An 11,358-nucleotide genomic window follows, 5' to 3' on the forward strand; every position below is an offset into this window, starting at 1 on the left:
ATATTTTTAATTTGAAGACTATTCACTTCATAATATTTGTCTTAACGACAATTACCCTTTCCGCGCAAATAGATAAGGGATACATATCTCGAATTGCACCTCCTGAAAAGCAAATTGCTTTTCATAACCTTACAGTTGAACAAGGTTTGTCTCAAAATAGTGTTGTCAGTATCGCTCAAGATAGTATCGGGTATCTGTGGTTCGCAACTCAAGATGGTTTAAATAAGTATGACGGAAAATCTTTTAAATATTACAACAAACAATTTGAGGATGTAACGAAACTTACTTACAGCAAATTAGGAAAGATTTATATTGACAAAACAAACACGATGTGGATTGTTACTAATTCTGGCTTATTAGAGAAATACAATTCGAAAACTGATAATTTTTTACATGTAAAAAATACCTCTGATGTTTCTAATTTGTATCAAGACACTAATTTTAATTATTACGTAGGCACTTATAATCATGGGCTCTTTTTAATTAATTCTAAAACAAAAGACACAACGCAACTACTAAAGAAAGAAGACCGTACTCAAACTATATATGATTTTCTAGAACTTGAAAATGAAATAATAATTTCTGGTTCCAATGTGATTTTAAACATTTCCAAGGATGACTTCGGGTATAAAAAAATCGTTTTAGAAAGAGAAACGAATATTAACTATAGTACACTTGCCAAATTACCAGATGAAACTATTGCAGTAGGTACATACAGCCATGGACTCTTTTTATTAAATCTAAAAGATAGCACTTTCTCTAAATTTACTGGTTTTAAAAACTACCCAATTCCAGATAATTTAAACATTGAAGCAACACTAATTGATAAATATAACCGCCTTTGGATAGCAACTTACGGCAGAGGTGTTTACGTTATTAATTTTGAAAATAAAATTATTGAAAATTTTTTGGTTCAAGGTAATAACCCTTATGCACTTCATTATAATGACAACTTATCCCTATTTGAAGATTTTACCGGAAATATCTGGGTGGGTTCAGATGGTGGTGGCTTAAGTTATTACGACGAACATCTTTTAAAATTTAATGTCCTTACCAACGACCAATTACCCAGAAACGTCTATGTAGATGTTGCCAGAGCAATAAGTGTAAACCCTATAAATAATTCTATTTGGGTGGGAACATCAGGTAAGGGGCTTACGAGAATAGACTACCAAAATAGCATCTTTAATACCCTAAACACCGAAAACTCAAATTTGAAGTCTAATAGAATAATGAGTCTTAAGCATATTAATAATGAACTTTGGGTTGGTTATCAAGACAAAGGCTTAGATATTTTAAATAGAAAAGAAATACCTATTTCTTTTAATAAAAAGGCAGAAGAAGAATTACAATCCACACCTGTATGGAGCATTTGTGAAGATTCCAATAGTAATATTTGGCTTGGAACGGGAGGAAAGGGACTTTTAAGATTTAGTAAAACAGAAGGAATAACTCGCAGATACCTTCATGATACTTATGATAATTCAACTATAACTAGTAACAACATAAGAGCTATTATCGAAGGCAAAAATGGAATCATCTGGATAGGTACTGAAGATAAAGGTTTATGTGTTCTAAATACTGAAACAGAAAAAGTAAATAGAATTGTGGATATCCCAGACAAAATAAAATCGCTTTACTATAATCATGAAACTGAATTTTTATGGGTTGGCACCAATGGTAATGGTCTAAAAAAGTTTAATACTAATACGCTTGAAATTAAAGTTTACACTACCGATAATGGTCTTCCAAATAATGTTATCTATGGTATTATACCAGATGAAAACGATAACTTATGGTTGAGCTCCAATAGAGGCATAACTATGTTTAAAGAAACAAATTCTAATCCAACTTTGACAAATTATGATCAATATGATGGATTACAAGCGTTTGAGTTTAATACTGGAGCTTATTTCAAAGATCATAACGACAATATTTATTTTGGTGGTCTCGATGGCATCAATTGGTTTAAACCAGAGCAATTAACCTTAAATCAGGAAAAACCACGAACCGTTATTAATGAATTACAATTATTCAACAGTTCAATTCCTCTAGAAGAAGGAAAGGTTTTTAATCATGACCAAAACACCATAAGCATTAGTTTTTCTGGACTACATTTTTCTCAACCTGATCTTAATAATTATAAATATCAACTTGTAAACCATGATAATGACTGGGTTTCATCTGGCAATGACAATACCGCTAATTACAGCAATTTAAGTCCTGGTGACTACACATTTAAAGTTATCTCTAGCAACTATGATGGTGTTTGGAATGAATCTCCCGTAGAACTTTCCTTCACCATAAAAAAAGCTTGGTATAACACGGGAATAGCAAGAATAATCTATGTGGTTTTAGGCATTCTTACTGTATTTTTTGTTTACAGATACTTCAAATGGCGATGGTACATAAATACAAAATTAAAACTGGAACATGCCGAAACAGAACGACTTAAAAGTTTAGACGAATTTAAATCCAAACTATTCACAAATATTTCTCATGAATTTAGAACACCACTCACTCTTATTCTTGGACCTGCAGAGCGTCAATTAGCCGAAGAAAAACTATCGAATGAAAACAAGGAAGATTTAGCCTTGATAAGCCAAAACGCGAAACGCCTTCTTAATTTAGTCGACCAATTAATCGACTTAAGTAAATTAGAAACAGGCCATTTAAAACTTCAAGTCGAACAGGGTAATTTATCCAATTTAATTCACCAGTTAATTAGTGCATTCAAATATCAAATAAAAGAAAAGGAATTAAAGTTTAAAGTGAAGGTTGATAATATTGACAATGTTTGGTTCGATAGGGATATAATCGAAAAAATAGTAGTTAACCTCCTCGCCAATGCTGTAAAATACACACCTGAAAAAGGGTTTATAAACTTTAATACAAATTTACAAGACACCCACATAGTAATAACAATTGTTAACAATGGAAATACCATCAAATCAGAAGAAATTAATAACCTGTTTACCCGATTTTACCAAGTAAACTCCAACGCAGATGGTGTAGGCATAGGCTTAGCTCTTGTAAAGGAACTTGTCACTTTAACCAACGGAAGCCTTATTGCCAATACCATTAACGACGATGAACTTCAGTTTACTGTTACTCTTCCAATTTCTAAAGAAGCATTTAAAGAACAAGAAATAATTGAACAACCACAAATAGTAACTAAAGAAACTTACGCCAATAACACCCAACAGATTGCTGAAGAAGAAGAGGAGATAAATCTAAATTCAGATAAACCTATAGTTCTTGTAGTAGAAGACAACCTTCAATTGCGTCAATATATTAAATCAATTCTAAAAGAAAAATACAAAGTACTGTTAGCCATAAATGGCAAAAAAGGTCTGAAAAAAGCTTTAAATAAAGTTCCAGACCTCATTATTAGTGATATTATGATGCCGGAAATGGATGGTATTGAGTTGTGCAACACGCTTAAAAATGATACGCTTACGAGTCACGTACCAGTGATTTTACTAACTGCAAAAACAGGTGAAAGTAATGAATTGAAAGGTTTAGAAGTAGGTGCAGACGACTTTATCTCCAAGCCCTTCAACTCAAAAATTTTAGTGAAGCGCGTTGAAAATTTAATCAACTTCAGTAAGTCCCTTCAAAAGCGATATACACAACATAGTAGTTTAAAACCAAAAGATATTGCTGTTACTAACCTAGACGAAGCTTTTCTCGCAGAGGTTGAAACTATTTTTGATAAACATTTGTCTGAACCCAATTTTAATGCCCAATCTTTTAGTGAATTAATAGGGATGAGTAGAATGCAATTACATAGAAAACTAATGGCATTAACAGGTCTGTCTACATCACAATTTATAAGATCACAACGATTAAAAATGTCAATAAACTTACTTCAGGAATCCGATTTAACAGTTTCAGAAGTGGCTTACCAAGTTGGATTTAATACAGTTTCCTACTTTATTAAATGTTTTAAAGAAGCCTATAACAACACGCCCAACGCTTATATAGCAAAGGATTAACCGTTTTGTTACATATCTTCTATTATTTGTTACATATCTGATATCCGTTTAGATATTCTCCACATACTTTTACATCACAATCAATTCTTAATACCATTTAAAAATGACACATGAAAATGTTTTAGAAAAAGAAAATGGTAAAAAGAATATAATTTATCTCAGTATCGACCACTTAAAAAAAGGACGGTATAATTTAAGGATTACCTTAAAGAACAAAATTGTAAAGTCTATCTTTTTCGATAAAGAAAAACTATAAAGATGCTATTAATCGGGAGAAAAATGGGAATAATGAAATTTAACTAAAGTAGTTATTCCCTTTTTTATCTAAACATAGCATCCTTCTCTAAATCCATTAATAGCAGCTTAACGTATTACGTTTAATTTAACTCATAAGGTTATGCAACTAAAGCTTCTATTAATATTCCTCATTCTCTGTAATATAGAATACTCCAATGCACAACTTATGGACAAGCTAAAACAGCGGGCCAAAGAAAAAGGTATAAAAACAAGTGAAAATGTCACTTATGATAATTCGTCATACGACCCAAATTTAAAAACCGAAGACGATGATTTTGAAGCATTAGAAATCAATTCGCCAGAAGATTTCTTCACTATGGATGTGGTAATGTCTTTGTACAACGAAAATGGCAATCTCGTTCAAACTTCATACTTCGATAAAGAAACCATAGCTATGCGAACAGACTCGAAAGTAAATCCGAAACCAATTTATCATGATCGCGAAGGGAAATTTTATGCTTTTAATATTGAAGACAACCAATACGAAAGCATGTCTATACTACCTCCTAGCTCCATGGGATTCATGATGGCAGGAATGATTCCCCAATTTTACAAACTTCCACAAAATCCATACTTACAAGCCTTTGAAGCACTTTCTAAATTAGATATTTCTATAAGTTTCTATGTTATGGAGTTGTCATTTATTTATAAACCAGAACATTTCGATAACAATGACTTTTACATAAAAACAGAGGTAAATTATAATGGAGGCATGTGTATTAAGTATAGTTACAACGATAAAGATTACAATGGAAGCTATATTGTTTTCGATAAAGAAGACAGGCTTAGAGAGTTTTATATTAATGCACCCAATAATCAAGCTTCAAACAATAATAAAAATCAGACTGGGAAATTTATTTTCAGTTACAATCCAGTAGATGTAAAACTGCCAGATTCTGTTGAGCAATCATTAGTACCTGGTCCATTAGGTAAAATAATTCCATTAGAAAAAGGCTTAGAACCATGGAAACACAATAAAGCAGACAAGCAGAAAAACTAAAATTAATTAATCATGAAAGCAAAATATATCTTATACGCCCTTTTCGCTTTTGGTTTAACCTTTAATGCTGAAGCTCAATTTTTAAAAAAATTGAAAAAGAAATCCGAACAAGCGGCTGAAAGAGCAGTTTTAAAAAAAACTGAACAAGTTGTAACCGAAAAGACAGAAAAAACCATTGATGACGTAACCGATGGTAAAAACGAAGACGACGAACCTAAAGTCCAAACCTCTGGTTCACAATCACCATCATCGGAAAATAGCCCTGGAGCACCTGGTATGAATCCTATGTCTCCTGGTAGCGCAGATACATCAAATATGCCTAGTGCTTATAATTTTAATTGGGAGTTTGAAATGAAAATAGTGACAGGCAAAAATGATGAGATTGATATGAACTATCTCATCAATACCGAAACAAAGGATTATTTCGGAATGGAAATGTCTATGGAAGAAACTAAAGCGTATGGCGATGTTAAAATGGTAATGGACTCTAAAATAAAAAAGACTATCATGTTTATGGAGGGCAACGGGCAAAAAATGGCACAGGTAACCAAAATGCCGAACCCTAAGGCCGATAAAAAGACCCAAAATATGGGTTATAAAGAAATAGGCACAAAGACTATTTTAGGATATGAGTGTTTTGGTATACAAGTAGAAGACCCTCAATATACGGCTACATTATATTACACTTTAGATGCTCCCATAAATTTTAGTTCAATATTCGCCATGACCAATAATAAAAGTACACCCAAGGGCTTCGACCCAGCTTTAATACAGGTATTAGCCGAAGAATCTTTGCTAATGGAAATGAACGCAACCCACAAAAAGAAGTCCAAAGAAAGTTTTACTATGACAGCACAAAGCTTAACAGAATCTCCAAATATTCTAAAACTACGTGATTATCAAGTAATGTCTTTTTAGTAAGATTTTAAAATCAATATTAACCTAACTCTCGACCTAAATATGAAAAATCTATTCCTCATTTTCTTTACTTTATTTGTGAATTCCATTATCTATACCCAAACAGTCACAAGAATATCTAAAGTAGAAAATTATGCCTATTTAACAGCAGAAATGCGCTGGGAACTCGATGATGAAGAAACGTATACATATGGTAATGAAGGTACCAAAGAAACCTTACTACTAAATAGAGTATTTGAAACTGGCACCGGCCTAATAGACGATTTTAGGTTTTTAAAAGATTATAATTCACAAAATTTAAAAATTGAAGACATAGAGCAGTTTAATGATGAAGGTAATTGGATGAATGACAGGAAACTTAGCTTTACTTACGATTTAAACGATAGAATTTTAACACGCTTATCTCAATCACCTAATGGTAACGATTGGGTTAATCAAGATTTAGAAGAATATGAATATGTTGACGAAACGACCACTATCTTCAGAGACTATAATTATGAAAATAATAATTGGGTAATACGAGAGAGGATAACAACTACTACTAACTCAAGTGGATGGATAGAGGTAATAGAAAAAATAGACTTTTTTAGTATGTCTACTAATTTAGTTCTATTTGAGCGTAACGAAACAATCTTATCGAATGGCTTAATTGATGAACAAATTAATCAAATATGGGATAATGGAAGCTGGTTGAATGAATCTAGGTATAAGGCCTATTATAACAATGGTCTTTTAGAGAAAGAAGAAGTTTTTGATTGGAATGGAGCCTGGAATATTACAACAAGAATAAACTACACAAGAAATAATACTAATCCAAAGCTAACCAAATTAGTCTTGAATTGTCAAAATAACATGTGCGATGAAAATGTACAACAAACTTTGCTAAGTTACTATCCAGATGGAAAAATTGAAAAGTCATTTACACAAATTTGGGATGATGGTTTAGAAAATGGACCAGATTGGGTTGATTGGAGTGAGTCTGCATATGTATACGAAACGAATAAAGAGACAATAACAAAAAAAGCAGTAGACTTTTTTACAGGTGGTATTTTCGGTCTATCCACTCAAACAATTAAGTATTTTGAGGAAGGAGCTACCTTTAGTGTAACTTTTAATAGCCTAATAAGTTCCCTACCACATCCAAATCCTACTAAAGATATCATCAATTTGAAGTTCAAAAACCCAATAAATCAAAATACCACATTAGAAATTTATAGTATTAAAGGTCAATTAATACATACAACTATATTGAAACCAGGGCAAATCTCGCACATAATCCAATTAAACGATCGGAACAATGGCATATATACTCTAAAATTAAGAACAATTAAAGGAAATGAAGTTTATAAAATAATTAAAAATTAAAAATGAAAACATTTAGCACTTTAAAGATTACTCCATTTATATTAATTCTTGTAGTATTTTCATCCGTTTTTAACTGTAAATCAGAAAAAAAAGAAAACAACAATTCACAACTAACAAGTGAAACTACAAAAAAAATAGAGTCAGACTACATAGAAGTCACAACACGAAGTATGGAGTTTATCTGCCCAGATACCATTCCTTCTGGTTGGAACACTTTTAAATACTACAACCTTTCTAACGAAACTCACTTTTTCTTAATGGATAAATATCCTGAAGGAAAAACAATTAGAGATATGAAGAATGAAGTTCTTCCGCCTTTTGATAAGGGTATGGATTTAATAAATCAAGGAAACAATGAAGAAGGTTTTGCTGCTTTTGGAGAATTGCCAGAATGGTTCGGTCAAATTGTTTTTTCAGGTGGCTCTGGGCTTATTGGACCTAAGAACACCTCGATAACTACCATAAAATTAGATCCAGGATATTACATCATGGAATGCTATGTGAAAATGCCAAATGGTAAATGGCACACTTCCATGGGAATGGCAAAACCTCTAATTGTTACTGAAAAAGATAGTGGTAATTCGCCTCCTGCTGCAGATATAAAATTAAACATCTCCAAAGAAGAAGGAATCAAGTTTTCAGGAGACATAAATAAAGGTGAACATATATTCTCTGTGCATTTTACAGATCAAAGCCCACATGAACATTTCATTGGCCACGATGTAAATCTGGTTAAGCTATCAGATGATGCCAATTTGGAAAAACTCGAAGCTTGGATGAATTGGTCTACGCCCTTTGGTTTGAAAACACCGGTGCCAAATGGGGTTACTTTTCTTGGAGGAGTTAACGATTCTCCGGCAGGAAGTACTGGTTATTTTAAAGCAACGTTTACATCGGGCAAATATGCTTTCATTTCTGAAGTTCCCAATAGTAAAGCGAAAGGTATGTTCAAAACTTTTACTGTAGAATAAAATAATATTTAATGAATAAATATATTAATTTACTACCACTAGTTTTTCTTGCAATTCTATTTTTGAATTGTAAGTCAGATAGCAAATCGAATCTGGAAAGTCTTAATGCTAAAACTAGTAACAATCAAGTTATTGATGTTATAACCGAAGGTATGGAATTTCAAATGGTCGATTCTATACCTTATGGATGGAATACCTTTAGGTATCATAACAAATCTCATGAAGTACATTTTTTTATTCTAGAAAAATTACCTGCAGGAATTAGAATAGATAATTATAAAAATGAATTAATACCTCCTTTTAAAAAAGCCACTGAACTATTACTGGAAGGAAAAGTTGAAGATGGCTTAAAAGAATTCGAAAACATTCCTGCGTGGTTTTCAAAGCTAGAAGAATCAGGAGGTGTTGGGTTAGTTAGTTCTAATACAATTGGCGAATCAACAATTTATCTAGAACCCGGAATCTATGCCATGGAGTGTTATATAAGAATGCCAAATGGCATGGCACACGTATACTATGGCATGTTAAAAGAAGTCGTAGTAACCGAAGAAAAAAGTACAATAACAAAACCTGAATCGACTATTAATCTTTCTATTTCTTCTACAGAAGGTATTGTTTTAAAAGATTCAGTTACGTCCGGTAAACACATTTTTAGTGTTCATTTTAAAGACCAGATTAAATATAAAACTATGCTAGGTCATGATGTGAATTTGGTTAGGCTAGAAGACTTTAGCCAAATAGATACATTAAGCGCTTGGATTAATGCAGCCGATTTAAAAGCTTTTAGATCTCCCGAACCAAAAGGTTTAACCTTTCTTGGTGGCGTTAATGACACTCAAGCAGGAAGTACAGGTTACTTTAAAGCAAAACTTAAGCCAGGAAACTATGCCTTAATTTCTGAAATCCCTAATTCAAAAGAAAAAGGCATGTTAAAGACCTTTGTCGTTTCAAAATAATAGTAAACAAAAAAAATCCCGATTCTAATAAAAGAATCGGGATTCAAAAAAGGCGACGACCTACTCTTCCACAAATGTAGTACCATCGGCGCTAATGGGCTTAACTTCTCTGTTCGGAATGGTAAGAGGTGAGCCCCATCGCTATAACCACCTTAAGTTATAGCTGTTTACTATTGGCATTTAGCCTTTAGCATACAGCGTTTATCCGCTTTGGATAAACAAATATCTTAACATATTGAATAAAGAACATGGTTTGTAATAATAATGTGTTGTACTCTTATAAAAAAACAGGCGTACAATAAGCCTATGGGTTATTAGTACTACTCGGCTATGACATTACTGCCTTTACACCTATAGCCTATCAACGTGGTAATCTTCCACGACCCTTTAAAGAAATCTCATCTTGTGGTGGGTTTCGCGCTTATATGCTTTCAGCGCTTATCCCTTCCAAACGTAGCTACTCAGCAATGCCGCTGGCGCGACAACTGATACACCAGAGGTTTGTCCAACTCGGTCCTCTCGTACTAGAGTCAGATCCACTCAAATTTCTAACGCCCACTGTAGATAGAGACCGAACTGTCTCACGACGTTCTGAACCCAGCTCGCGTGCCACTTTAATGGGCGAACAGCCCAACCCTTGGGACCTTCTCCAGCCCCAGGATGTGACGAGCCGACATCGAGGTGCCAAACCCCCCCGTCGATGTGAGCTCTTGGGGGAGATCAGCCTGTTATCCCCGGCGTACCTTTTATCCTTTGAGCGATGGCCCTTCCATGCGGAACCACCGGATCACTATGCTCTACTTTCGTACCTGATCGACTTGTAGGTCTCTCAGTCAAGCTCCCTTATGCCATTGCACTCTACGCACGGTTACCAAGCGTGCTGAGGGAACCTTTAGAAGCCTCCGTTACTCTTTTGGAGGCGACCACCCCAGTCAAACTACCCACCAAGCACTGTCCTCACATAAGTGAGTTAGACTCTAGATAAGCAAAGGGTGGTATTTCAACAATGACTCCACAACGCCTGGCGACGCCGCTTCAAAGTCTCCCACCTATCCTACACATTACTTATCCAAAACCAATACTAAGCTATAGTAAAGGTGCACGGGGTCTTTTCGTCCCACAGCGGGTAATCGGCATCTTCACCGATACTACAATTTCACCGAGCTCATGGCTGAGACAGTGTCCAGATCGTTGCACCATTCGTGCAGGTCGGAACTTACCCGACAAGGAATTTCGCTACCTTAGGACCGTTATAGTTACGGCCGCCGTTTACTGGGGCTTCATTTGAGATCTTCGCCGAAGCTAAACCCTCCACTTAACCTTCCAGCACCGGGCAGGTGTCAGGCCATATACATCAACTTTCGTTTTAGCATAGCCCTGTGTTTTTGATAAACAGTCGCCTGGACCTTTTCACTGCGGCCACCCCGAAGGGTGGCGACTCTTCTCCCGAAGTTACGAGTCTATTTTGCCTAATTCCTTAGCCATGAATCTCTCGAGCTCCTTAGAATTCTCATCCCAACTACCTGTGTCGGTTTAGGGTACGGGCCGCTTCTCTCGCTTTTCTTGGAAGTCGCTTCTCTGGATTATCACCGCAGCCGAAGCCTTAGTGTACTATCGCGGTGTTACCACTCGCTTCAACGTGCTATTCCGTCAGCACGCACCAAATATACGCCTCCGTCACTTTTATTGAGAGCGGGTACAGGAATATTAACCTGTTGTCCATCCACTACCCCTTTCGGGTTCGCGTTAGGTCCCGACTAACCCTCAGCTGATTAGCATAGCTGAGGAAACCTTAGTCTTTCGGAGTGCGGGTTTCTCGCCCGCATTATCGTTACTTATGCCTACATTTTCTT

7 protein-coding genes and 2 rRNA genes (1 of these 9 only partly in view) are annotated in these 11,358 nt (G+C 34.9%); 7 read left to right on the forward strand and 2 right to left on the reverse strand.

Annotated elements, in window-relative coordinates; genetic code table 11:
• Window positions 1-11: 11 nt before the first annotated feature.
• From FEF17_RS00595 to FEF17_RS14245, 7 genes are all read left to right on the forward strand, one after another.
• Window positions 12-3,998 (forward strand): hybrid sensor histidine kinase/response regulator transcription factor, encoded by a 3,987-nt coding sequence (locus FEF17_RS00595; RefSeq protein WP_139000429.1) that lies wholly within the window; start codon window positions 12-14, stop codon window positions 3,996-3,998.
• A gap of 103 nt (window positions 3,999-4,101) precedes the next feature.
• The gene (locus FEF17_RS14240; protein WP_170180950.1) at window positions 4,102-4,254 is read left to right on the forward strand and encodes a hypothetical protein; all 153 of its coding nucleotides are present in this window, start codon (window positions 4,102-4,104) and stop codon (window positions 4,252-4,254) included.
• Between the two features lie 207 nt (window positions 4,255-4,461).
• Window positions 4,462-5,295, forward strand: a complete 834-nt coding sequence (locus FEF17_RS00600; RefSeq protein ID WP_139000430.1) for a hypothetical protein — start codon at window positions 4,462-4,464, stop codon at window positions 5,293-5,295.
• Between the two features lie 12 nt (window positions 5,296-5,307).
• The gene (locus FEF17_RS00605; protein ID WP_139000431.1) at window positions 5,308-6,213 is read left to right on the forward strand and encodes a DUF4412 domain-containing protein; all 906 of its coding nucleotides are present in this window, start codon (window positions 5,308-5,310) and stop codon (window positions 6,211-6,213) included.
• 42 nt (window positions 6,214-6,255) lie between these two features.
• Window positions 6,256-7,578 carry a T9SS type A sorting domain-containing protein gene (locus tag FEF17_RS00610; RefSeq protein WP_139000432.1) on the forward strand — a complete coding sequence of 441 codons (1,323 nt, stop codon included), beginning with the start codon at window positions 6,256-6,258 and terminating at the stop codon, window positions 7,576-7,578.
• Window positions 7,579-7,580: 2 nt separating this feature from the next.
• Complete coding sequence (locus FEF17_RS00615; RefSeq protein WP_139000433.1) at window positions 7,581-8,549, forward strand: hypothetical protein; 969 nt, start codon at window positions 7,581-7,583, stop codon at window positions 8,547-8,549.
• Between the two features lie 11 nt (window positions 8,550-8,560).
• Complete coding sequence (locus tag FEF17_RS14245) at window positions 8,561-9,505, forward strand: hypothetical protein (protein ID WP_170180951.1); 945 nt, start codon at window positions 8,561-8,563, stop codon at window positions 9,503-9,505.
• Between the two features lie 47 nt (window positions 9,506-9,552).
• Here FEF17_RS14245 and rrf read toward each other — a convergent pair.
• Window positions 9,553-9,660, reverse strand: a 5S ribosomal RNA gene (gene rrf, locus FEF17_RS00630).
• Between the two features lie 139 nt (window positions 9,661-9,799).
• A 23S ribosomal RNA gene (locus FEF17_RS00635) occupies window positions 9,800-11,358 on the reverse strand (it continues 1,264 nt past the right edge of the window).

It is taken from the genome of Hyunsoonleella aestuarii (assembly GCF_006148925.1).
Lineage (GTDB): Bacteria > Bacteroidota > Bacteroidia > Flavobacteriales > Flavobacteriaceae > Algibacter_D > Algibacter_D aestuarii.